We start from the raw sequence: 21,925 nt of genomic DNA, 5'->3' as shown, positions 1-21,925 counted from the left end.
CTACTCACCGATCAAGTGGTTCGACGGACGAACGACAGGAAGGAGGCCCACCGTGAACCAACGCGACGTGCCGTCCTGGGTCGCCCACGTGCTCACCCCGCCGGAGGTCATCGCCGCCTACGTCGAACGCCGGATCAACGACCCGGCGCTCCTGGCGGTCGAGCAGTCGGAACCCACCTACGCGGACTTCCTCGGCGCCGAGTAGCTGACGACCGACCCGGAGGCGGGTCGCGACGCATCCCGTGGTCGGGAACGGCCTGGAGGCGCGTCACGGGTCCGACGGTCGGCCCGCCGCCGTCAGGGAACGGCTCGGCGACGACGTCCCGACAGGGTCACCCCGATGCTCGCCGCGGTCACGCAGGCGAGCGCCACGACCTCCTGCACCGAGAGCGCCTCGCGCAGGACCAGGAGTCCCGCGAGTGCGGCGATCGCGGGACCGAGGCTCTGCAGCACGCCGAACACGCGGGTCACCATCCGGCGGAGCGCCGCCATCTCGAGCGCGTAGGGCAGCACGCTCGACAGCAGGGCGACGCCCGCGAAGACGAGCAGCAGCGTCGGGTCGTCGACCACACCGGCCGCGGCGGAGTGCAGTCCGAACGGGAGGGAGACGAGCATCGCGACGACCATCGACACCGCGAGGCCGTCGATGCCGGGGATCGCCGCCCCGACGCGCTGGTTCATCACGATGTAGCCGGCCCAGCACACCGCCGCCCCGACGGCTGCGGCGACGCCGGCGACCGCGGTCACGGCCGTCGGTCCGACGCCGAGCAGCACGACGCCGGCGAGCGCGAGCACGGCCCACGACACGTCCCGCCAGCGACGGGTGTGCGCGAGCGACAGGACGAGCGGCCCGAGGAACTCGATCGTCACCGCGACACCGATCGGGATGGTCGCGAACGCCACGTAGATGAAGACGTTCATGCCGCCGAGCGCCAGGCCGAGCAGGACCGCGGCCGTCCACTGCGCGCGGGTCCAGTGCCGCACGCGCGGGCGGACGACGAGCGCGAGCACGAGGGCGCCGATCACCAGGCGCAGGGTCGCGGCGCCGACCGAGCCGACCTCGTCGAAGCGCGTCTTGGCGATCGCGGCCCCGAGCTGCACGGACACCATCGCCGCGAGCGCCAGGAGCGGCGCGGGGACCCGCGTCGTCATCCGAGGTATGCGAGGACGGCGAGGACGCGGCGGTGGTCCTCGCCGGTGTCCTCGAGCGCGAGCTTGCCGAAGATGCTCGTCACGTGCTTCTCGACCGCGCCGGTGCCGATGACGAGCGCTCGGGCGATGGCGGCGTTCGTGCGTCCCTCGGCCATCAGCCCGAGGACGTCGCGCTCCCGCGGGGTCAGCGCCTCGAGCGGGTTGCGTCGACGGCTCATGAGCTGCGTCACGACCTCGGGGTCGAGCACGGTGCCGCCGGCGGCGATGCGGCGCACGGCGTCGTCGATCTCCTCGAGCCGGGTGACGCGGTCCTTGAGCAGGTACCCGATGCCGGTGGCGCCGGCGGCGAGGACGTCCTCGGCGTACGTGGCCTCGACGTACTGCGACAGCAGCAGGACCCCGGTCTGCGGGGCGACCCGTCGGGTGACGACGGCGGCGCGGACGCCCTCGTCGGTGAAGGTCGGGGGCATCCGGACGTCCATCACGACGACGTCGGGGGCGGCATCCGGCAGCGTGGCGAGGAAGGAGTCGGCGTCGGCGTACTGCCCGACGACCTCGATGCCCGCCTCGTCGAGGACGCGGGCCAGTCCCTCGCGCAGGAGCACGGCGTCGTCGACGACGACGGCCCGGATGCGTGCTGCACCCGGGCCGTCGCTCATGCCGACCAGCCTAGTGGGAGCGTCCCCGCTCCCCGCCGGTCACCGGCGGACGGTCGGGACGCCGTTCAGCGCGCCGAGCGGGATCCGTGCGGTGGCCTCGGTCGGACCGCCGTCGGGGCTGTTCACGATGAGCTCGCCGTCCAGGGCGCGCATGCGGCCGACCAGCCCCTCGAGCCCGTGGCCCTCCTGCGGGCGGGCTCCCCCGCGGCCGTCGTCTGTGACGCTGACCGTGAGGTACCAGAGGCCGGACGCGTCGACGATCAGCCCGAGGTACACGCCGGCGGTCGAGGCGCCCGCGTGCTTCGTCGTGTTCGTCAGGAGCTCGCTCACCGTGAAGTACACGTTGCGCTGGATCTCCGTCGCGAGCTCGAGTCCCTCGGGCAGGCGGACGTCGAGCCCGACCGGGATCGGCGTGCGGGCGACCAGGGCCTCGAGCGCGGCGACGAGCCCGCGGTCGAGCAGGATCGGCGGCGCGAAGCCACGGGACAGGGCGCGCAGCTCGTCGAGGGCGTCCTTCGCGTGCTCGCCGGCCTCGCCGATCAGCCGCTTGGCCTGCTCCGGGTCGCGGTCCATCGCACGCTCGGCGGCCGCGAGGTCCATGCGGAGCCGGACGAGGCGCTGCTGCGGGCCGTCGTGCAGGTCGCGCTCGATCTGGCGGAGCGCCTGCCCCTCGGCCGTGACCGCTCCGGCGCGGGAGGCCTGCAGCCCGGCGACGCGCTGCTCGAGCTGCTCGGCGCGGAACCCGCCGAGCAGACCGAGGTCGATCCAGTAGTGCGCGAGGACCGAGCCGCGCGCCCAGAGCGGGAACAGCACCACGGACGCCGCCATCGACACGAGTCCGAGCAGGCCGAGGAGGAGCACCGGAGCACCGCCGAGCCCGCTGTAGTAGTCAGCGGCGACCCGGTTGAGGAGCGCGATGCCACCGACCGCGATCGGCCACGTGAACCCGACGACCAGGAGCGCGCCGGCGCCGACCGTGCAGAGCGCCGCGAGCGGGTACACGACGACCGCGTGCAGCAGGTACAGCCAGTAGTGCGGGTTGGCGACCGCGGAACCCGTGCGGGTCCACCAGTTCTGCTGCCAGCGCGGGGTCCAGTCGACCGGGCGGATCGGCCGCGGGTCGGCCCAGCCGATGCGGAGCTTCTCGAACTGGCCGACCCAGCGGGCGACGAACAGCGCGACGAAGAACATCAGGAGCACGAACGGGTTGAACAGGTCCCGGAATCCGCCGCCCAGGATCGCCGCCGGGAAGGCCGCGTAGAGCGTGCAGAGCAGCACCGCCGTGAGCGCCATGTAGCCGAAGTCCCGCGGCAGGCGTCGCCACGCGTCCCGGTAGAACGCGCCGGCGGACATCCCCGAGCCGCCACCGCCGCCCGGCTGCCCCACCGCCGGCGTCGCCGACCACCCCGCGGGTGCTGACTGTGGCTGTCCGGGCATGGGCTTGGTCGCTCCCTGCGGTGCGGTGTCGTCGAGCGGGACGGTGTCGGCCTGGTCGAGGCGGGCGGTGTCGGTCATGACTCGAGCCTCGCGGACCGAGGGCTCCCGTCCCATCCTGCCGTCTCCCGGACCCGTGGTGGGGTTGTCCCCCCTCCCGGTCCGGCGGCCGGTCTCAGACGAGGGCGGCGGCGACCTCGGGGGTCTCCTCGGGGACGGACCACGGGCGGTGCGTCATGCCGCTGTCGCCGCGCACCGACACGACCGCACCCGACTCGTCGCGCGTGAACGTCACGAGCTCGTCGATCGACCCGAAGCGGTTGCCGGCGGCCATGCGCAGCGTGTCGGCGTCGACGACGTCGAGACGGACCGGTGACTCGGTCGGCACGGGCTGCGTCGGGTCGATCGCGAGCAGCCGGTCGCCGACGCGGGCGAAGTCGGTGATGCCCTCGAACGTCGTGAAGCGCCCGACGTAGCGGGAGGTGTCGACGTCGTCGGGCAGCGCCGGCCCCGCGGCGTGCTCGTCCGCGGCGGCGTCGAGCAGGTGCACGATCCCGTTCGCGAGCATCCCGGCGGGCCCGGTCGCGCTGCTCGTCAGCACGGACACGACGAGCGACGACGCCGGGTCGAACACCGACTGGGTGATCTGGCCGGGGAAGCCGCCGGAGTGACCGCGGACCTCGCGCCCGTTGATCCGGTCGACGATGAAGCCGGCACCGTAGCCGCGGGCGGCCGGATCGGTGTCGAGCGCGCTCCACGCCTTCCGCTGCGCGAGCCGCTTCGCGTGGTCGGAGAGCAGGTCGCCCCGGCCGGGGACGTGGGCGGAGAAGTACCGGACCAGGTCGGACGCGGTGCCGTGGAACCCGGTGGCCGCGGCGAGCGCCCCGGTCGTCACGTGCGGGACGCGCGTGCGGGTGCGGGCGGTGTGCAGGCCGGTGTAGCCGACGACGAACGCGTCCTCGTGGGCGGGGTCGAACTCCGGACCGGTGTGGGCGAGGCCGAGCGGCTCGGTGATCGCCGCGCGGACGTGCTCGGCGTACGAGGTCCCGGTGACGGCCTCGACCACGAGCCCGAGCAGGCCGTAGCCCAGGTTCGAGTAGTTGAACGCCGAGCCGACCGGCACCTTGGCGCCGCCCTCGACGACGAGCGCGACGAGCTGCTCGGCGTCCGGGAACGGGTGCGCGAGTGCCCAGTGGTCGCCGTCGGCACCGTCCCGGACGACTCCGCCGCCCATCTCCATGAGCTCGCGCACCGTCGCGCCGGCGATCGGCGAGCCCGCGTCGACCAGGGCCGGCACGAACGAGCCGACGGTGTCGTCGAGCCGGAGCGCGCCCGCGTCGGCGAGCTGCAGCAGGGCGGTCGCGGTGAACGTCTTCGAGTGCGACGCGATGCGGAACCGGTCCGTCGTGGTCAGGCGACGACCGGCCTCGACGTCGGCGTACCCCCACGCCCCGGCGAACAGCTCCTCGCCCTCGAACCCGACGGCGACCTGCACCCCGGGGAGCCGGAGCTGCCACACCTTGTACCCGATCCACTCGCGGACGTAGGGCAGGACGGACTCGTACGCGGCGCGCTTCTCCATGCCGACCAGCCTGGCATGTGCCACGCTCGTCGGATGCGGCACACACCCCGGTTCCTGATGACCGACGTCGACGAGGTCAAGCGCGTGGTCGCCGAGCACCCGTGGGCGACGATCGTGTCGCACACCGCGGCGAGCACGGTCGCCTCGCACTACCCCGTGCTGCTCGAGACGCCGGGGCCCGACGACGACCCGGACGCGATCGTGCTCGTGACGCACGTCGGCCGTCCGGACGAGGTCGCGCACGAGCTCGGCCAGCACGAGGTCCTCGTCGTGTTCCAGGGCCCGCACGGCTACGTCTCCCCCGGTTGGTACCCGCCGGAGCAGTTCGTCCCGACCTGGAACCACGTGACCGCGCACCTGTGGGGCACGCCGGAGATCCTGTCCGACGACGAGAACTTCCGCGTGCTCGGCGAGCTCGTCGACCACTTCGAACGGGTGATGCCCGAGCCGGTCTCGCTCGACGTCGACCCGGACACCGCCCGACGGATCGCGCAGGGCACGGTCGGCGTCCGGATCCGGGTCACCCGCTTCGATGCCCGCGCCAAGCTCTCGCAGAACAAGGCGCCGGACGTGGTCGCCCGGATCGTCGAGGAACTCCGCGGGGACGGCCCGTACGCGTCGCCGGCGCTCGCCGACGAGATGGACCGGGTGCGCGCGGAGCGCGCGGACGGACTGGAGGCACAGTGACCGACCTCCTGCTCCGCACCGTCCGACGGGTGGGCACCTCGGGCGCCCCCGCCGACGTCCGGATCGTCGACGGGCGGGTCACCGCGGTCGCGCCGGCCGGCACGCTCGACGCGGCCGGCCCCGACACCGACGTCGTCCAGACCGGCGGCGCCTGGCTCGGTCCGGGCCTCGTCGACCACCACGTGCACTTCGACCAGTGGGCCCTCGTCCGGCGACGCGTCGACGTGTCCGGCTGCGCCTCCGCGGAGGCGACCGCCGACCTGCTCGCCGAGGTCCTGCGCACCGGTCCCGTCGACGGGGTGCTCGTCGGGCACGGCTACCGGGACGGCCTCTGGCCCCGCCCTGCGCGACGCGAGCTGATCGACCGGGCCGCACCGCGCCTCCCGGCCGTCGTCATCAGCGGCGACCTGCACGCCGTCTGGTGCAACGCGCTCGCCCTCGAGCGGTTCTCCGCCGAGGTGGGCCGCCCGCTCATGGCGGGCGACGACGGGGTGCTGCGCGAGCAGGACGCGTTCGACGTGACGGCCGCGCTCTCCCGCGTCCCCGACGCGGTCCTCGACGGCTACGTCACGGACGCCGTCGAGGCGGCCGCGGCCCGCGGCGTGACGCGCATCGTCGACCTGGAGATGCGGTTCGGACTCGACCGCTGGACCCGGCGGGTGCACGCCGGGACGGACGGCCTGCGCGTCGCGTCCGGGGTGTACCCGGACGAGCTCGACGACGTGGTCGCGAGGGGCCTGCGAACCGGGGACGTCGTCCCGGGCACCCGCGGCCTGCTCACCATGGGGCCGTTCAAGGTCATCACCGACGGGTCGCTCGGCACGCGCACGGCCGCGACCGCCGACGGCGAGGGGGTGCTGGCCTACGCGTTCGACGACCTCGTGGCCATGGTCCGCCGCGCGGTCGACGCCGGGCTCGTCCCCGCCGTGCACGCGATCGGCGACCGGGCGAACACCCTCGCGCTCGACGTGTTCGAGGCGGTCGGCACGCGCGGGTCGATCGAGCACGCGCAGCTCCTCGACGGGACCGACCTCGAGCGGTTCGCGCGACTCGGCGTGGTCGCGTCCGTGCAGCCGGAGCACGCGATGGACGACCGGGACATCGCGGACCGGCACTGGGCGGGGGTCACCGACCGGGCGTTCCCGTTCGCGGCGCTCGAGCGGACCGGGGCGACGCTGCGGCTCGGCTCGGACGCGCCCGTCGCGCCGCTCGACCCGTGGGTCGGGATGGCGGCCGCCGTCGGACGCGACCGCGGTGGTCGTGAGCCGTGGCACCCGGAGCAGCGGATGTCGGCGCTCGCCGCGTGGCGGGGGTCGACGGACGGCCGGGTCTCGGTCGCGGTCGGCGACGTCGCGGACCTGGTGCTGCTGCCCGCCGACCCGCTCGCGGTGGCGACGACCGAACCGTCGGACCTGCTCCGGTCGATGCCGGTGCTGGCGACCGCGATCGCGGGGCGGTTCACGCACCGCTCGGCGTGACGCGCTACTTCTGGTCCTTCGGGCACCAGTAGAGCTTGCGGCCGGCCATGTCCGCCATCCGGATCTCGGTCCCGCACACCCGACAGGGCTCGCCCTCGCGGTGGTACACCCAGTGGCGGTCCTTCCGCGACCGGACGGCCTTCTTGTGATCGGCCTCGGACAGGTCGTCCATCGTGAGCATGAGGCCGTCCCGGACGCCCGCGTGCAGGAGCTTCGACCAGTCCTGCCACAGCGCCTTCGCCTGCTTGACGGTGATCTTCTTCCCCGGCTTGTACGGGTCGATGCGCTGCCGGAACAGCAGCTCGGCGCGGTAGATGTTGCCGATGCCCGCGACGACCGACTGGTCCATCAGGAGCTGCCCGATCGCGACGTTCCGCTTCCGGACGTTCTCGACGAAGGTCCGCTCGGCCTCCGGGCCGTCGTCGTTGATCGGGTCGGGACCGAGCTTGTCGAGCGCCTTCTGCACGCCGGCGGGGTCCTCGACGACGCAGGCGGTCGGGCCACGGAGGTCGGCGACGGTGTCCTCGGTGAGGATCCGCACCCGCACCTGGCCCACCGGGTCCGGCGGGAACGACTCGATCGGGTCCTCGGCCTTCTCCTGCTCGGCCATCCGGTACCGGGCGAGCCGCGGGGCGCCGATCGACGCGAGCGACTCCTCGCCGTCGCCGTCCTCGGACAGCGCCTCGGCGGAGGAGATCAGGCCCGCGAAGTCCCACGCGCCGTACAGACCGAGGTGCACGCGGAGGAACAGGTCGTCCTCGAACTCCAGGAACATCTGCTTCGCCACGGCCCGCGCGGCCACCATCTTCTTGCCGTCGAGCTGCGCGGCACCGGCGGCGAACCGCCCCTGCGGGCTGGACACCTCGCAGCGCTTTCCGACGAAGTGCCGGGAGAACTGGTTCGCGATGCGGTGGACGGAGTGACCCTCTGGCATCGGTCCTGTCTACCCGGACTACTCGTCGATCTGCCGACCGGCGATGTGCCCCGTCGTCTCGTACTCCGCCAGCTGGGCGATGCGGCGGGCGTGGCGCTCCTCGCCGGAGAAGGGCTCCGCGACGAACAGGTCGACGAAGCGCATGGCCTCGTCCTCGGTGTGCTGGCGGGCGCCGATCGAGATGACGTTGGCGTCGTTGTGCTGGCGGGCGAGCAGCGCGGTGGACTCGTTCCACACGAGCGCGGCCCGGACGCCCTCGACCTTGTTCGCGGCGATCTGCTCGCCGTTCCCCGAGCCGCCGAACACGACACCGAGGGCCTGGACGCCCGCGCGCTGGTCCCGCACGACGGCGTGCGCGGCGTTGATGCAGAACGAGGGGTAGTCGTCGAGCGCGTCGTACTCGGTCGGTCCGTGGTCGACGACCTCGTGCCCGGCCTCCGTCAGGTGCTGGGCGAGGGTCTTGGTGAACTCGAGGCCGGCGTGGTCCGTTCCGAGGTGGATGCGCATGTGACCGATCCTATTCCCGCGGGACGACCGCCCTACGCCGCCCGGACCACCACGACGACGTACCGGACGGTGTCCTCGCCGGGGTTCCGGTAGACCACGTCCGCCGGCTCGCCGAGCTCGATCCGGTCCCCTGCGCCGAGGCGGGTGACCTCGCCGCCCGCGACGACCTCGAGCACGCCGTCGACGACCCAGATGCAGTGCCGGAGGAAGGCGTAGGCGCTCGCCGGGTACGCCACCTGCTGTGCGGGCGGCAGGCGGACCTCGGTGACGTCGGCGGGGAACGCGGCGCTCGACACCGGGCGCCGGCGGTACCCCGTCTCCGGGTCGGTCCACGAGTCGGCGGTCGCACCGCGCTGCACGCCCCGCGCGGCGTCGGGGTCGGCCGTGCGAGGGACGTCGTGCTCGAGGGACTCGTCGAGGAGCTGGGAGACCGTGAGCCCGAACGCGCCGGACAGCCGTCCGAGGATCGTCGCGGTCGGGCTCGAGACCCCGCGTTCGACGCGGTTGATCATGGCGCGGGAGACGCCGGACTCCTCGGCGAGCTCGGTGAGGCTCCACTTCCGCTCGGTCCGCAGGCGCTGCAGCCGGTCACCGAGTCGACGCTGCGCGGCGTCGTCCGGGTGCTCGGCGCCCGTCGTGTCGCCGGGTTCCTCGAGCGCCGCGGCGTCGTCTACGATCTGAGACATGACGACAGCATATGCGACGGGCTCCACCGCTCCGGTCACGGTGCGGGACTGCGAGCCGCGGGACCTCGACGTCGTCCACGCACTGCACGTCGACGCCGTCCTGCACTCGACCGCGATCTGGCAGGACGAGCCGCACCCGCGTCCGTGGTTCGACGACTGGCTCGCCGACCGCCGTGGCGCAGGGCTGCCGGTGCTCGTCGCCGAGGTCGACGGCGTCGTGGCCGGCTACGCGACCTACAGCGCGTTCCGGCCGCACCAGGGGTACCGGCACACCGCCGAGCACAGCGTCTACGTGGTGCCGGCGTTCCGCGGGCGGGGCGTGGCGACGGTCCTGATGGACGCGCTCGTCGCCCACGCCCGCGCTGGCGGGATGCACGTGCTGATGGCGGGCATCTGCTCGTCGAACGTCGGGTCGATCGCCCTGCACGAGCGGCTCGGGTTCACCACCGTGGGCGTCCTGCCCGAGGTCGGGCGGAAGTTCGACCGGTGGCTCGACCTGACCCTGATGCGGTTGCCGCTCGACTGAGCGGCGCACCGGAGGACGGGAGGCGCGTGGCGGGCCCGCACCGCGCCTCCCGTCCGACCCGCGGTCGCGGGCTCGGTTGCTACTCGACGGTGTCGAAGACCGGGCCGACGGTGCGCGAGCGCTTGAGCTCGAAGAAGCCGGGGTACTTCGCGACGGCGACGACGCCGTCCCACAGGTCCAGGGCCTCCTGCCCCGTCGGCGCCGGGGAGATCACCGGACCGAAGAACGCGGTGCCCTCGACGGCGATCACCGGGGTGCCGACGTCCTGGCCGACCCGGTCGATGCCCTCCTGGTGGCTCGCACGGACGGCCTGGTCGACCTCGTCGGTCCAGGCGTACTCGAGCAGGTCCGCCTCGAGGTCGAGCTCGCGGAGCACCGCGGGGACGACCTGCTCGGGGACCGACTCCTGGCGGTGGTGGACGTGCTCGCCGAGCGCGTCGTACAGCGGCTTGACGATCTCCTGCCCGTGCCGGAGCTTCGCGGCGGTGACGATGCGCGGGTAGAGCTGCCCCTCGTGGATCCGCTCCCGGTAGTCGTCGGGGATGTCCTGGTCCTCGTTGAGGACGAACAGGCTCATCACCTTCCATGTCACGTCGAGGTCGCGGTGCCGGGCGACCTCACCGACCCAGCGGCTCGTCATCCAGGCCCACGGGCAGTTCGGGTCGAACCAGAACTCCACAGCGGTGGGGGTCGTCTCGGTCTTGTCCACAGTCGTCTCGGTCACGATGCGAGCGTACGCGCGCTCGCTAGGCTGATCCCATCGTCCCGACGGCGCACGACGCCGTGCCGGGACTCCCTCACCGCGGACATCGATCGTCCGCGCCGTCAGCGAAGTTGGAGCGTCCGTGCCCGGAGAGAACCTCACCAGAACCGAAGCCCAGGAACGTGCCGCGATCGTCGACGTGCAGACGTACGACGTCGAGCTCGACCTGACCCGCGGCGCCGAGACGTTCGGCAGCACGACGCGGGTCCGGTTCACCGCGACGCCCGGCGCCGCCACGTTCATCGACGCCATCACGAAGACCGTGCACTCGGTCGAGCTGAACGGCACCGCGCTCGACGTCGCCGCCGTGAACGACGGCGTGCGGATCCAGCTCGACGGGCTGCAGGAGCAGAACGAGCTGGTCGTCGTCGCCGACGCGCTCTACACGAACACCGGCGAGGGGCTCCACCGCTTCGTCGACCCGGTGGACGACGAGGTGTACCTGTACTCCCAGTTCGAGGTGCCGGACTCCCGTCGCATGTTCGCGGTGTTCGAACAGCCCGACCTCAAGGCCGAGTTCTCCTTCACCGTGACGGCCCCGGCGCGCTGGCAGGTCGTCTCGAACGCCCCGACCCCGGAGCCGCACGTCGACGGCGAGGTCGCGACGTGGACGTTCCCCCCGACGGCCCGCATCTCGAGCTACATCACCGCGCTCGTCGCCGGCCCGTACGAGGTCGTGCGCGACGAGCTGACCAGCCGTGACGGCCGGACCATCCCGCTCGGTGTCTTCGCTCGTCGCTCGCTGGCCGAGTACCTCGACCCCGAGTACGTGTTCGAGACCACGAAGAAGGGCTTCGCGTACTTCGAGGAGAAGTTCGACGTCGCCTACCCCTTCGAGAAGTACGACCAGCTCTTCGTGCCCGAGTTCAACGCCGGCGCGATGGAGAACGCCGGTGCGGTCACCTTCACCGAGACCTACGTGTTCCGCTCGAAGGTCACCGACGCCATCAAGGAGCGCCGGGTCGTCACGATCCTGCACGAGCTCGCGCACATGTGGTTCGGCGACCTCGTCACGATGAAGTGGTGGAACGACCTCTGGCTGAACGAGTCGTTCGCCGAGTGGGCGTCCACCATCGCCACGGCCGAGGCCACCGAGTGGACCGAGGCGTGGACGACCTTCCAGGCGATGGAGAAGTCCTGGGCGTACCGCCAGGACCAGCTCCCCTCGACGCACCCGATCGTCGCGACGATCAACGACCTCGAGGACGTCCAGGTCAACTTCGACGGCATCACGTACGCCAAGGGCGGCTCGGTCCTCAAGCAGCTCGTGGCGTGGGTCGGCATCGACGCGTTCTTCGCGGGCGTCTCGGCGTACTTCAAGAAGCACCACCACGGCAACACCGAGCTGCGCGACCTGCTCGTCGAGCTCGAGGCGACCAGCGGGCGCGACCTGTCCGAGTGGTCGAAGCTGTGGCTCGAGACCGCCGGCGTGAACACGCTCCGTCCGGAGATCCAGGTCGACGAGTCCGGCGTGATCACGTCCTTCGCCGTCCTGCAGGAGGCACCGGCCGACCACCCGACGCTCCGCCCGCACCGCCTGGCGATCGGCGTCTACGGGTTCGTCGCCGACGAGACCGCCCCGTTCGGCGCGGACACCGCGTCCTCGGGCGGCAAGCTCGAGCGCACCCACCGCGTCGAGATCGACGTGGACGGCGCCCGGACCGAGGTCCCCGAGCTCGTCGGCGTGCACCGCGGCGACCTCGTGCTGCTCAACGACGACGACCTGGCGTACGCCAAGATCCGCCTCGACGAGCAGTCCCGCCGCACCGCGATCGAGCACCTCGCCGCGATCGCGAACCCCCTCGCCCGCTCGATCGTGTGGGGCGCGATGTGGGACGCGACGCGCGACGCCGAGTCCCCCGCGAGCGACTACGTCCGGCTCGTGCTCGGCAACATCGCGACCGAGACCGAGTCGACGACCATCCGCACCACGCTGTCGCAGCTCCTGCTCTCGGCGCGCAACTACGTCGCGCCGACCAAGGTCGACGCCACCGTCCGCACCGTCGGCGACACGCTCTGGCAGCTCGCCAGCGCCGCCGCCGCCGGGTCGGACGCGCAGTTCCAGTTCGTGAAGTTCTTCGCGCAGATCGCCTCGACGCCGGAGCACGTGGCGACGCTGCAGGGCCTGCGTGACGGCTCGGTCACGCTCCCGGGGCTCGAGATCGACACCGACCTGCGCTGGGAGCTCCTCGAGGGGCTGGTGCTCGCGGGCGCCGCCGGCGACGCCGAGGTGGACGCCGAGCTCGCCGCGGACAAGACCGCGTCGGGCGAGCAGGCCGCGGCCCGCGCCCGTGCGACCATCCCGACGGCCGAGGGCAAGCTCGCGGCGTTCTCGTCGCTGGTCGACTCGGACGAGCTGCCGAACGCCATCGTGCGGCAGACGACGGTCGGGTTCCAGCACACGAACAGCCCGGTCGTGCTCGAGGGACTGGTGTCGGGGTACTTCGACGTCCTCACCCGCATCTGGGCCGAGCGCAGCTACCACATGGCCGACACGATCGTGACGGGGCTCTACCCGGCACCGCTCGCGTCCGTCGAGCTCCGCGACGCCGCGCACGCCTGGCTCGCGGCACACCCGGAGACCCCGGCGCTCCGCCGCATCGTGTCGGAGAACGTCGCCGGTACCGAGCGCGCGCTGCGCGTCCAGGCGGCCGACGCCTGACCTGCGTCGGACGACCACGCACGGGCGGGGCCTCGGTGATCCTCAGGGGTCGCCGAGGCCCCGCCCTCTAGCATCGATCGGATCATGAACCTGGCTGCGACCTCGACCGACGACGTCCCCAAGTGGATGTCGAACACCTTCACCCAGTTCGTCGACACCTGGCACGTGCCGATCGTCATCGTCATCACGCTCCTCGCGGCGGTCATCGTCCGGCTCGTCCTCCGCCACACGATCAAGGGCGTGGTCGAGCGGGTCGTCACCGGGGCCAAGCGCCGCCAGAACGTGGAGGACACCCAGGCGCTCGTCGCCTCCCCCGTCCAGACCGCCCGCGTCGTGCAGCGGACCCGCACGCTGGGCAGCGTGCTCGAGAACCTGGCGACGGTCGTCGTCGTGCTCATCGCCCTCGCGGTGATCATCCCGCTCGTGCTGCCGAACGCCGCGGTCGGCATCGTCGGCGGCGCCTCGCTCATCGCCGCGGGCCTGGCGGTCGGTGCCCAGAGCATCGTCAAGGACCTGCTGTCCGGGGTCTTCATGATCCTCGAGGACCAGGCGGGCGTCGGCGACGTCGTCGACACCGGGCCCGCGACCGGCGTCGTCGAGAACGTCGGGCTCCGCGTCATGCAGATCCGCGACGTCAACGGCATCCTGTGGTTCGTCCCGAACGGGCAGATCCTGCGGGTCGGGAACCTCTCGCAGGGCTGGTCGCGCGTGCTCGTCGACATCACCGTGCCGTACGACACGGACATCGACGCCGTCCAGGACGCGCTGCTCCGTGCCGCCGTCACGATGTCGCAGGAGCCCCGGTGGCGCCAGCGGATCGTCGAGAAGCCGGAGATCTGGGGCATGCAGTCGATCAGCGACGCGGGCATGGTGTTCCGCCTCGTCGTGAAGACCCGCGCGTCCGAGCTCGACGTCGTCGGTCGCGAGCTCCGGGTCCGCCTGAAGCGCGCCGTCGACGAACTCGGGGTGACCCTGCCGGCGATGGCGATGATCATGCCGGAGGGCTGGGAGAACGCCACCTCGATCAACGGCCTGCGCTCCGTCCGGACCCAGCCGACGCCGGCGCCGACGAAGTCGCGCGGGAAGCGTGGGAACCTGTTCGGACGGGCGATCCGCACGGACGACCAGGACCGCGACCAGGATCCCGGGAAGGACCACCAGTGAACGACCCGATCCCCAGCCCCGGCTCGGGCCCCGGTGGCGTCCCGGCGCAACCGATCACGCTGCGCGTCGGCGAGCACGGGGCGTCGGCGACCGGTTCGCTCTACGAGCGGATCGGCGGCGCGCCGACGTTCGACCGGCTGGTTCGGCGGTTCTACGAGGGCGTCCAGCAGGACGACGTGATCTGGCCGATGTACCCGGCTGACGACCTCGAGGGTGCGATCTGGCGCCTGTCGGCCTTCCTGCAGCAGTACTGGGGCGGCCCCGGCACCTACAGCGAGGAACGCGGGCACCCGCGGCTGCGGATGCGGCACAACCCGTTCCGCATCACGCCCGAGGCCCGCGAGCGCTGGCTGCACCACATGCACGACGCGGTGGAGTCGCTCGACCTCGCGCCCCTCGACGAGGCCGAGCTCTGGGCCTACCTCGACCGCGCCGCCCACGCGATGACGAACACGTTCGACTGACCGCGGACCGGCTCGCGTCGGCGACGCGACCAGGAGACGGACGGGAGGATCGTGGCGGGCCCGCCACGATCCTCCCGTCCGTCTGCTCCCCGCTGGGAGCGGTGCGGACTACCGGACGTAGGACCCGTCGGCCAGGTCCTCGACCAGGGTCGGCCGCGTGGGGTGCCAGCCGAGGTCGGCGCGCGCGTGCGCGCCCGAGGCCTCCTGGTGCAGCAGCAGGGCGTCCGCGAAGTCGGCCCCCAGGCGCTCGCGCGACGCGTCGACGCTCTCCGCGACGACCGGTGAGCCGTGCGCGCCCGCCTCGGCCACCTCGCGCAGCGTCGGGTTGTCGCCGGACGCAGCCACCACGTAGCCGTCCTGCTCGGCGGCGTGCACCGCGAGCACGTACAGCTCGCCGAGGTCGTCGATGTGCACGGTCGTCCAGCGCTGGGAGCCGTCGCCGACCAGGCGGACCTCGTGCTCGCCGTCGCCGACGAACATCGCCGGGATGCCGGCGCCGCGCCCGTAGACGATGCCGGGCGCGACGATCGTCGTCCGTGCGGCGCTCGCCCGCACGCGCGCCTCGATCGAGGCGCGCCACGCGGTGAGGGCCGGCGGGTCCACCGGCGACTGCTCCGAGATGTCCGTCGAGTTCCCGAACGTGAAGATCCCGCCCGTGTGCACGAACGGCTTCGGGGTCCCTGCGAGGGCCTCGGTCACGGTCTCCGTGAAGTCCGCGTCGACGTCCGCGGCCGAGGCCGTGTGCACGACCGCGTCGGACTCGTGGGCGAGCCGGCGGACGACGTCGGTGTCCGTGACGTCGCCGACGATCGCGTGGCCGCCCGCGTCCCGGACGGCCTGCGCCTTCTGGTCGGAGCGGACGAGGGCCGTGACCTCGTGCCCGTGGGCGACGAGGGCGCGGAGGACGGAGGAGCCGATGTAGCCGGACGCACCGGTGAGGAAGACCTGCATGCCGTCACCCAACCACGCGTGTCATGGTGCGGGGTGGACGTGGCGGTCTGGTCCGCTCAGGCAGGCGGTCGCGGCGGCGTCGTCGGCCGGTCGGTCTTCGTCGATCAACGCTGGGCGGCTTCGGTTCGGGGTCAGATGCTGAGGGACCAGGCACGGCGCTTCACGAGGACGTGCCCGCGCGACGTCGTGAGCCGGCTCCACGGTCCGGTCTCGAACAGCCGGACGGGGTCGTGCCCGAGGAACCCGAGGCTCTCCCCCGCGAAACCCGCGCCGGCCGGCAGGTGCTCGATCCCGGGCACCGGACGGCCCCACACCTCGGACCGGATGCGGCGCACGATCGCCTCGCCCGCACTCGCCGGGACGGCGTCCGCGACCTCGGCGATGCCGTCGCGAGCGGCACGGCGGAGGAGTTCCGGCGAGACGTCCGGCAGGGGCACCCACCCACCGCGAGGGGGGCTGATCGCCGCCCAGGTGACGGTGTGCACCTCGTGCGGGAGCTCGACCTCGATCGGGGTCGCCCGGGTCGGGTCGGCTCCGTCGGCGCGTTCGGCGTCGTGGTGCTCGGCGAGCAAGCGAAGACGTTCCTGCAGGGACGCGAGCGGCACCACGGCGTCGATCGTCGCGGGCTCGGTGAGCGAGAACGTGCGGAGGCCGAGCACCGTCGGCAGCTCGTCGAGCAGGCCGAGCGGGTAGAGGATCGCCGTGTACACCGCGAGGACGCCCGAGTCGGCGACGAGCCGGACGGACCCGTCCTCGATGCGGGCAGCGCGTCCGAGGTAGGTGCGGAGGTCGCCGAGCGAGGCGGCGTCGGGAAGCGTGAACGAGGTGCCCATGTCGGGTCCGATCCTACCGGGGGCCGGTTCGTAGACTGCGGGTGTGAACGGCGAACCCGACTTCCTCAGCACCCTGCGCCTCCAGGACACCGGCGCGAGCACGGGCGAGACGATCCTGACCGGGGCGAGCCACTGGTCCCCCGGCGGGCGGGTCTTCGGCGGGCAGGTCCTGGCGCAGTGCATCGTCGCCGCGCAGGCCACGATCGAGGGCCGTGACATCCACTCGATGCACGGCTACTTCCTGCGCCCGGGCGACATCGACGTCCCGATCACCTTCGGGGTGGAGCGCATCCACGACGGCCGGTCCTTCGCGACCCGACGCGTGCAGGCGTACCAGCGGGGCGTGCCGATCTTCTCGATGATCGCCTCGTTCCAACGCCCCGACGAGGGCGTCGAACACCAGGACCCGTTCCCCGTCGACGTCCCCGAGCCGGAGTCGCTGCCGTCCGCGGCGTCGATCCTGTCCGCGATCGACCACCCCGTCGCACAGGCCTGGGCCGAGCGCTCCATCGACCTGCGGCACGTCGAGGGCCCGGTCTTCGTCGACGTGCAGGGCGAGCGGGTGCCGCACCAGGCGGTGTGGTTCCGCGTGGAAGGAGCGCTGCCGGCCGATCCTGCCCTGCACCGTGCGGTCCTGGGGTACGCGAGCGACATGTCGATCCTGGAGCCGATCATGCGGCGGCACGGGGTGGCCTGGGGAACGCCGGGGGTGAAGAGCGCGAGCCTGGACCACGCGATGTGGTGGCACCGGGACGGTCGCGCCGATGACTGGGTGCTGTACGTGCAGGAGTCCCCGAGTGCGCAGGGTGGGCGGGGGCTCGCATTCGGCCGGATGTTCGCGCGGGACGGGCGGCTGCTGGCGTCGGTGGCGCAGGAGGGGATGATGCGCGTCCCGCGGTGAGGGCTGCACTTCGAGCTGCGTGCCGTGCCGTTCCGCGGTGCAGTGTGCGCTCGCACAACCGGAAGCGCACCGCGCCGCAGATCGTCATGGTGCGCTGTGCTCCCGGTTGTGCGGAGGCGCAGGTCCGCATCTGGGCCGGGCTCGGCCCAGCCGGGGTCGGCCGGGTCAGGGCCGGGCTCGGCCCAGCCGGGGTCGGCCGGGTCAGGGCCCGGCTCGGCCCAGCCGGGGTCGGCCGGGTCAGGGCCGGGCTCGGCCCAGCCGGGGTCGGCCGGGTCAGGGCCGGGAGAACTCGACCGGCGGCTCGGCGAACTGCTCACACGCGGCACGCTCGACGGCGGTCAGGCGTCGCGGCCGGTTCGTCGCGGCGTCGACCATCACCAGCGCCGTGGTGGCACGGGTGTACAGGACGGCGGGCTCGACGCCGACGGGCGACCAGACCTCGTACGACACGTCGATGCTCGCGCCGCCGATCCGCCCGATCCACATCTGCACGTCCAGCGGTCGGCGCAGGTACGGGATCGACGCGAGGTACTCGAGGCGCTGTGCCGCGATCACCGTCATCGTGCCCGATCCCGGGCGTCCGTCGATGATCGGGTCGGGCAGGTCGCCCTCGCCGTTCGCGTCCGCGGGGTCGTGGCCCCAGAACCCCACGATGCGCGCCTCTTCCAGGAGGCGCAGCATCGCGGAGTTGTTGACGTGACCGTACGCGTCGATGTCGCTCCACCGCATGCGGATCGGAGCGTGCAGTCTCGCCACGGGTCAGTCGCGCGTGAGCTTGCGGTAGGTCGCGCGGCCGGGCTTCGCGGCATCGGCACCGAGGCGCTCGACCTTGTTCTCCTCGTAGGCCTCGAAGTTGCCCTCGAACCAGTACCAGTTCGGCGTCCCGTCCTCGTTCAGGCCCTCCCACGCGAGGATGTGGGTCGCGATCCGGTCGAGGAACCAGCGGTCGTGGGTGATCACGACGGCGCAGCCCGGGTACTCGAGCAGGGCGTTCTCGAGGCTGCCGAGGGTCTCGACGTCGAGGTCGTTGGTCGGCTCGTCGAGGAGCAGGAGGTTGCCGCCCTGCTTGAGCGTGAGCGCGAGGTTCAGACGGTTGCGCTCACCACCCGAGAGCACGCCGGCCTTCTTCTGCTGGTCCGGACCCTTGAAGCCGAACTGCGACACGTAGGCGCGGGACGGGATCTCGGTCTTGCCCACCTGGATGTAGTCGAGTCCGTCGGACACGACCTCCCACAGGTTCTTGTTCGGGTCGATGCCACCGCGGCTCTGGTCGACGTACGAGATGTCGACCGTCTCGCCGATCTTCAGCGTGCCGGCGTCGAGCGGCTCGAGACCGACGATCGTCTTGAACAGCGTGGTCTTGCCGACGCCGTTCGGGCCGATCACGCCGACGATGCCGTTGCGGGGCAGCGTGAACGACAGGTCGTCGATGATGACGCGCTCACCGAACTGTTTGTGCAGCTTCTCGGCGTCGATGACCTGCGAACCCAGACGCGGACCCACGGGGATGACGATCTCCTCGAAGTCGAGCTTCCGCGTGCGCTCGGCCTCGGACACCATCTCCTCGTAGCGGGCGAGGCGGGCCTTGGACTTCGCCTGGCGGCCCTTCTGGTTGCTGCGGACCCAGTCGAGCTCCGAGGACAGACGCTTCGCGAGCTTGGCGTCCTTCTTGCCCTGGACCTCGAGACGAGCGCGCTTCTTCTCGAGGTAGGTCGAGTAGTTGCCCTCGTACGGGTACAGGCGTCCGCGGTCGACCTCGGCGATCCACTGCGCGACGTGGTCGAGGAAGTACCGGTCGTGGGTCACGGCCAGGACGGCACCGTGGTACTGCTGCAGGTGCTGCTCGAGCCAGAGCACGGACTCGGCGTCGAGGTGGTTGGTGGGCTCGTCGAGGAGGAGCAGGTCGGGCTTCTGCAGCAGGAGCTTGCAGAGCGCGACGCGGCGCTTCTCACCGCCGGACAGGTGCGTGACCAGCTCGTCCCCCGGGGGGCACTGGAGCGCGGCCATGGCCTGCTCGAGCTGGGAGTCGAGGTCCCACGCGTCGGCGGCGTCGATCTCCTCCTGCAGGGTGCCCATCTCGGCGAGGAGCGCGTCGAAGTCGGCGTCCGGCTCGGCCATCAGCGCGGAGATCTCGTTGAAGCGCGTGATCTTGCCGTGGATCTCGCCCACGCCCTCTTGCACGTTCTCGAGGACGGTCTTCGACTCGTCGAGCTCGGGCTCCTGCATGAGGATGCCGACGGTGAAGCCCGGGGTCAGCTTCGCCTCGCCGTTGGACGGCTGGTCGAGACCCGCCATGATCTTGAGGATCGTCGACTTGCCCGCACCGTTCGGCCCCACGACGCCGATCTTGGCGCCGGGGAGGAACGACATCGTGACGTCGTCGAGGATCAGCTTGTCGCCGACCGACTTGCGGGCGCGGACCATCTGGTAGATGTACTCAGCCATATCGCGCCCAGTCTACTGACACCCCGCCGCGTCGGCGCCCCCGGATGTCGGCGCTCCCGCAGGTCACGCCGCTGCCCGCCCCGCTGCGTCGACATCGTCGGGGTCCGCGCCGTCGGCCGTGTCGGCTCCGGTGCCCAGGTCGGCGGGCAGCACCGCCGGCGGCGCGAACTGCCCCTCGAGCGCGACCTCCGTGTGCCGGGCGGCCTCGGCGGGCTCCGGCAGGTCGTCCCGCTGGACGGGCCCGCCGTCGGCGAGCGCCCCGTCGGTCCCGGCACCGTCGTCGGCGCCGTGGACCTCTCCGGTCTGCGGGTCGATCGTCGGCGACGTCCCCGGAGCCGCACTGTGCTCGTTCGCGTGCCGCGGCACGCGGATCCAGTTGCTGATGCCCCACGCGAGGTCGTGGCCGAGTCCCTCGGCGTCGATCTCGACCGAGGTGCCACCCCGGCCGTCGCGTTCCCACGTCCGGATGCGGACGCGGCCCGTCACGACGACGCGGTCGCCCTTCTTCAGGGACTTGTGGACGTTCGCCGCGAGGGAGCGGAACGCGGTGACCGTGTACCAGTTCGTGGCGCCGTTGGTCCACGTGGAGGTCGAGCGGTCCCACCGGCGGGACGGGGACGCGAGCCGCATGCTCGTGATGGCGATGCCGGTGTCGGTGACGAGGTGGCGGGGCTCGGTGGCGATGATCCCGCAGACGGTGATGGTGTCGTTCATGCCTCGATCGTGCGCGAGCCCCGGGGCGCGGAAGCGCCCCGGGGCTCGTCCTGTGGACCGATCATCTGCAGGGGTGAGTTGTGGAGGACGAGTCTCCCCGTGCATACAGTCCGGCCCGTCGCGACCATGCGCCGGACCGACGCCCCGACTGGATCAGTGCGCTCGGAACTCCGGCCGGTCCGCGAGCGGACCGAGGGCCGCGTGCACCGCGCCCTTCGCGGACTCCAGCGACGGGTACGTGCCCCCGCCGGATCCCGACCGGCCGTAGAGCTCGACGTGGAACCCGTCCGATGCGCGGTGGATGCTGCCCACCGCGCCGGCCGGTCCGACCGCCACCCAGGTCCCGGTGTTGTCCATCATCGTTCGACCACCTCCTCGTGGCCCCGACGCCCGTGTCTCAGGACGCCAGGATGTACTGACTGTAGGCCTTGCGGACCTTGTTCACCTTGGGCAGTGCGACCGCCATGCAGTAGCCCTGTCCCGGGTTCTTCGCGAAGAAGTCCTGGTGGTACTCCTCCGCACGGTAGAAGGTACCCAGCGGCTCGATCGTCGTGACGATGCCACCGTCCCAGATGTCCGATGCACGCTGGATCGCCTGCTCGAACAGCGCGCGCTGCTCGTCGTCCGCCGGGAACATGGCCGAGCGGTACTGGGTGCCGACGTCGGCGCCCTGCCGGTTCAGCTGGCGCGGGTCGTGGAGCGTGAAGAAGACGTCGAGGATGACGTCGGCGGGGATGACCGACTCGTCGAACGTCACCGCGACCGCCTCGGCGTGGCCGGTCGCACCGGTGCAGACGGCCTCGTACGACGGGTTCTCCGTCGCGCCGCCGACGTAGCCCGAGACCACGTCCTGCACGCCCTGGAGCGTGCGGTACACGGCGTCGAGACACCAGAAACATCCACCTGCGAGCACGAACGTCGTCATGGGGGGAACCTACCTTCCTGGGCTCAGAGGGAGCCGCGATCCGGGTTGCCTCCTCCACAACCCGCACCGGGCCCGAAGTGTTCCCCAGGGAACTCGGGCGCGGCGCGGCTGTCGGTGGCGGTCCGTAGCGTTCCCCGCACACACCGCGACCGACCACCAGGAGGCACCACGTGCAGCGCACCACCGAACCCGCGTTCCGCATCCGCACCGCGCCCGTCGCGCGCAGCCGCGGCGACCTCCGGGTGCTCGACGTCCGCGACGACCTGAGCCGCGTCACCCGCGCCAACGGCGAGGTCGTCGGATACGTCGACCGGGTGGACGTCGCCGGCGGGACGGCGTACCGCGCACGCCGCTACGTCGCGACCGAACGACGCTTCGTCGAGCTGCCGAACGTGTGGTCCGCCGACGATGCCGTGGACTGCCTCCGGTGGGGTTGAGCGGAAGCGACGGAACGCCGC

Annotated in this window: 24 protein-coding genes; 9 read left to right on the top strand and 15 right to left on the bottom strand. The window is 72.1% G+C overall.

The window, feature by feature from the left end:
- The first annotated feature begins 52 nt into the window (after positions 1-52).
- The gene (locus FB462_RS17230; RefSeq protein ID WP_167510025.1) at positions 53-205 is read left to right on the top strand and encodes a hypothetical protein; all 153 of its coding nucleotides are present in this window, start codon (positions 53-55) and stop codon (positions 203-205) included.
- 92 nt (positions 206-297) lie between these two features.
- Here FB462_RS17230 and FB462_RS05970 read toward each other — a convergent pair whose 3' ends face one another.
- From FB462_RS05970 to FB462_RS05955, 4 genes are all read right to left on the bottom strand, one after another.
- Complete coding sequence (locus tag FB462_RS05970; protein ID WP_141860700.1) at positions 298-1,152, bottom strand: EamA family transporter; 855 nt, start codon at positions 1,150-1,152, stop codon at positions 298-300.
- Entirely contained in the window at positions 1,149-1,811 is a 663-nt protein-coding gene (locus FB462_RS05965; protein WP_058740426.1) for a response regulator transcription factor, read from the bottom strand. Before FB462_RS05965 ends, FB462_RS05970 begins: the two co-directional genes overlap by 4 nt.
- 39 nt (positions 1,812-1,850) lie before the next feature.
- Positions 1,851-3,326 (bottom strand): sensor histidine kinase, encoded by a 1,476-nt coding sequence (locus FB462_RS05960; RefSeq protein WP_141860698.1) that lies wholly within the window; start codon positions 3,324-3,326, stop codon positions 1,851-1,853.
- Positions 3,327-3,420: 94 nt separating this feature from the next.
- A complete protein-coding gene (locus FB462_RS05955; protein ID WP_141860696.1) occupies positions 3,421-4,827 on the bottom strand; it encodes a serine hydrolase domain-containing protein in 1,407 nt (468 codons plus the stop codon).
- Positions 4,828-4,860: 33 nt separating this feature from the next.
- Here FB462_RS05955 and FB462_RS05950 point away from each other — a divergent pair, with 33 nt between their 5' ends.
- Both FB462_RS05950 and FB462_RS05945 read left to right on the top strand, forming a co-directional pair.
- Positions 4,861-5,514, top strand: a complete 654-nt coding sequence (locus FB462_RS05950) for an FMN-binding negative transcriptional regulator (protein ID WP_141860694.1) — start codon at positions 4,861-4,863, stop codon at positions 5,512-5,514.
- Entirely contained in the window at positions 5,511-6,992 is a 1,482-nt protein-coding gene (locus FB462_RS05945; RefSeq protein WP_141860692.1) for an amidohydrolase, read from the top strand. The genes FB462_RS05950 and FB462_RS05945 overlap by 4 nt, the downstream gene beginning before the upstream one ends.
- A 4-nt stretch (positions 6,993-6,996) precedes the next feature.
- Here the strand turns inward: FB462_RS05945 and FB462_RS05940 are convergent, their stop codons facing one another.
- Genes FB462_RS05940 through FB462_RS05930 form a run of 3 tightly spaced genes read right to left on the bottom strand, consistent with a single transcriptional unit; the run spans position 6,997 to position 9,119 of the window.
- Complete coding sequence (locus FB462_RS05940) at positions 6,997-7,926, bottom strand: Fpg/Nei family DNA glycosylase (RefSeq protein ID WP_114849046.1); 930 nt, start codon at positions 7,924-7,926, stop codon at positions 6,997-6,999.
- Between the two features lie 18 nt (positions 7,927-7,944).
- Entirely contained in the window at positions 7,945-8,433 is a 489-nt protein-coding gene (locus tag FB462_RS05935) for a ribose-5-phosphate isomerase (RefSeq protein WP_058740432.1), read from the bottom strand.
- Between the two features lie 32 nt (positions 8,434-8,465).
- Positions 8,466-9,119, bottom strand: coding sequence for a helix-turn-helix domain-containing protein (locus tag FB462_RS05930; protein ID WP_114849045.1), 654 nt, complete (start codon positions 9,117-9,119; stop codon positions 8,466-8,468).
- On the opposite strand from FB462_RS05930, the gene FB462_RS05925 reads away from it, so the two are divergent.
- Positions 9,118-9,645, top strand: a complete 528-nt coding sequence (locus tag FB462_RS05925; protein WP_141860690.1) for a GNAT family N-acetyltransferase — start codon at positions 9,118-9,120, stop codon at positions 9,643-9,645. The genes FB462_RS05930 and FB462_RS05925 overlap by 2 nt on opposite strands.
- A gap of 79 nt (positions 9,646-9,724) precedes the next feature.
- Here the strand turns inward: FB462_RS05925 and FB462_RS05920 are convergent, their stop codons facing one another.
- Complete coding sequence (locus FB462_RS05920; protein ID WP_141863265.1) at positions 9,725-10,354, bottom strand: mycothiol-dependent nitroreductase Rv2466c family protein; 630 nt, start codon at positions 10,352-10,354, stop codon at positions 9,725-9,727.
- Between the two features lie 136 nt (positions 10,355-10,490).
- On the opposite strand from FB462_RS05920, the gene pepN reads away from it, so the two are divergent.
- From pepN to FB462_RS05905, 3 genes are all read left to right on the top strand, one after another.
- On the top strand, positions 10,491-13,070 hold the full coding sequence (gene pepN, locus FB462_RS05915; RefSeq protein WP_058740434.1) for an aminopeptidase N: 2,580 nt from the start codon (positions 10,491-10,493) through the stop codon (positions 13,068-13,070).
- A gap of 84 nt (positions 13,071-13,154) precedes the next feature.
- Positions 13,155-14,234: a mechanosensitive ion channel family protein gene (locus tag FB462_RS05910; RefSeq protein ID WP_058740435.1), complete on the top strand. Its 1,080-nt coding sequence runs from the start codon at positions 13,155-13,157 to the stop codon at positions 14,232-14,234.
- 53 nt (positions 14,235-14,287) lie between these two features.
- Complete coding sequence (locus tag FB462_RS05905; protein ID WP_204623834.1) at positions 14,288-14,698, top strand: globin; 411 nt, start codon at positions 14,288-14,290, stop codon at positions 14,696-14,698.
- Positions 14,699-14,806: 108 nt separating this feature from the next.
- Here FB462_RS05905 and FB462_RS05900 read toward each other — a convergent pair whose 3' ends face one another.
- Both FB462_RS05900 and FB462_RS05895 read right to left on the bottom strand, forming a co-directional pair.
- A complete protein-coding gene (locus tag FB462_RS05900; protein WP_141860688.1) occupies positions 14,807-15,649 on the bottom strand; it encodes an NAD-dependent epimerase/dehydratase family protein in 843 nt (280 codons plus the stop codon).
- A gap of 131 nt (positions 15,650-15,780) precedes the next feature.
- On the bottom strand, positions 15,781-16,482 hold the full coding sequence (locus FB462_RS05895) for a DUF8185 domain-containing protein (RefSeq protein WP_114849039.1): 702 nt from the start codon (positions 16,480-16,482) through the stop codon (positions 15,781-15,783).
- Between the two features lie 43 nt (positions 16,483-16,525).
- On the opposite strand from FB462_RS05895, the gene FB462_RS05890 reads away from it, so the two are divergent.
- Positions 16,526-17,383, top strand: a complete 858-nt coding sequence (locus FB462_RS05890; RefSeq protein WP_058740438.1) for an acyl-CoA thioesterase — start codon at positions 16,526-16,528, stop codon at positions 17,381-17,383.
- Between the two features lie 273 nt (positions 17,384-17,656).
- Here the strand turns inward: FB462_RS05890 and FB462_RS05885 are convergent, their stop codons facing one another.
- The 5 genes from FB462_RS05885 to msrA all read right to left on the bottom strand — a co-directional run bounded on the left by FB462_RS05885 (position 17,657) and on the right by msrA (position 21,467).
- Entirely contained in the window at positions 17,657-18,112 is a 456-nt protein-coding gene (locus FB462_RS05885; protein WP_141860686.1) for an acyl-CoA thioesterase, read from the bottom strand.
- A gap of 30 nt (positions 18,113-18,142) precedes the next feature.
- Positions 18,143-19,828: an energy-dependent translational throttle protein EttA gene (gene ettA, locus FB462_RS05880; protein ID WP_058742559.1), complete on the bottom strand. Its 1,686-nt coding sequence runs from the start codon at positions 19,826-19,828 to the stop codon at positions 18,143-18,145.
- 63 nt (positions 19,829-19,891) lie between these two features.
- The gene (locus tag FB462_RS05875) at positions 19,892-20,542 is read right to left on the bottom strand and encodes a single-stranded DNA-binding protein (RefSeq protein WP_058742560.1); all 651 of its coding nucleotides are present in this window, start codon (positions 20,540-20,542) and stop codon (positions 19,892-19,894) included.
- 153 nt (positions 20,543-20,695) lie between these two features.
- Complete coding sequence (locus FB462_RS05870; RefSeq protein WP_083520052.1) at positions 20,696-20,902, bottom strand: hypothetical protein; 207 nt, start codon at positions 20,900-20,902, stop codon at positions 20,696-20,698.
- 37 nt (positions 20,903-20,939) lie between these two features.
- Positions 20,940-21,467: a peptide-methionine (S)-S-oxide reductase MsrA gene (gene msrA, locus FB462_RS05865; RefSeq protein WP_141860682.1), complete on the bottom strand. Its 528-nt coding sequence runs from the start codon at positions 21,465-21,467 to the stop codon at positions 20,940-20,942.
- 170 nt (positions 21,468-21,637) lie between these two features.
- Here msrA and FB462_RS05860 point away from each other — a divergent pair, with 170 nt between their 5' ends.
- Entirely contained in the window at positions 21,638-21,904 is a 267-nt protein-coding gene (locus tag FB462_RS05860; protein ID WP_058742563.1) for a hypothetical protein, read from the top strand.
- The last annotated feature ends 21 nt before the right edge of the window (positions 21,905-21,925 follow it).

Source organism: Curtobacterium citreum, assembly GCF_006715175.1.
Lineage (GTDB): Bacteria > Actinomycetota > Actinomycetes > Actinomycetales > Microbacteriaceae > Curtobacterium > Curtobacterium citreum.
Note: the sequence above shows the minus strand (reverse complement) of the source record. Positions and strands in the feature narration are given on the sequence as shown.